Genomic DNA, 853 nt, shown 5'->3' with positions numbered 1-853 from the left:
AGGAAATCTCGCCAGCAGGCCCGCCTGTTCGCGGTTGCCCCCCACAAAAGGCCTCGTCGGTCCACGGACACGTAGCTACCACCGACCAGCGTAGGAGCGGGTTTACCCGCGAATGCGGTGGCGGCTGCAACGGTGAATGGCCAGGAAACCCGGCCAGCAGGCCCGGCCGGCCTCCGCGGATGAGCCCACCCCTCAACGGGCCGTGCCGCCCCCCCAATACGCTTCATGCCCCTCAGCCCAGCAACTGGCTCAATACCGCACGCAACTTGCCTGGTTTCACCGGTTTGTTCAGCAACGGTGCGCCAAGCTTGCGCAATGAGCGCCGGCACTGGTCACTGCGGTCAGCCGTGATGATGACCGCGGGTATGGCGCTGGCGTAATGTTCGCGCAACTGCCGCACCACCTCACAGCCCACCACGCCGTGATCCAGATGAAAATCAGCCAGGATCAGCTCCGGGGCGCGCCCTTCAAGCGCCTGCAAGGCACCCTGCTGATCGGTGGCGGTGACCACTTCGCAGCCCCACTGCCCCAGCAACGCGCCCATGCTTTCGAGAATGCTCACTTCGTTGTCCAGCACCAGCAGGCGACGGCCCGGCAGCGGGTTGCCGGCAGTGGGCTGGGGCAGCGTGGGCTGCAGGGGCGGCTGCAGCGCCTGGCCAAGCGGCACCTCGATGCTGAACACCGAGCCACGCCCCGGCCACGAACGCACTTCGATCCGGTAGCCGAGAATCTTGGCGATCCGCTCGACGATGGCCAACCCCAGGCCTACACCCTTGCGGTCCGCCGCGCGGCCAACGTCCAGCTGGTTGAACTCCAGGAATATGGCTTGCAAACGGTCCTGGGCGATGCCGCG

At 66.5% G+C, this 853-nt stretch carries 1 protein-coding gene; it reads right to left on the bottom strand.

Translation table 11 applies throughout. The annotated features are described in order from the left end of the window. Positions 1-232 precede the first annotated feature (232 nt). The coding region (locus tag GYA94_RS27190; RefSeq protein WP_161893505.1) for an ATP-binding response regulator at positions 233-853 on the bottom strand (621 nt) is incomplete at its 5' end.

It is taken from the genome of Pseudomonas juntendi (genome assembly GCF_009932375.1).
Classification (GTDB): Bacteria; Pseudomonadota; Gammaproteobacteria; order Pseudomonadales; family Pseudomonadaceae; genus Aquipseudomonas; species Aquipseudomonas juntendi.
Note: the sequence above shows the minus strand (reverse complement) of the source record. Positions and strands in the feature narration are given on the sequence as shown.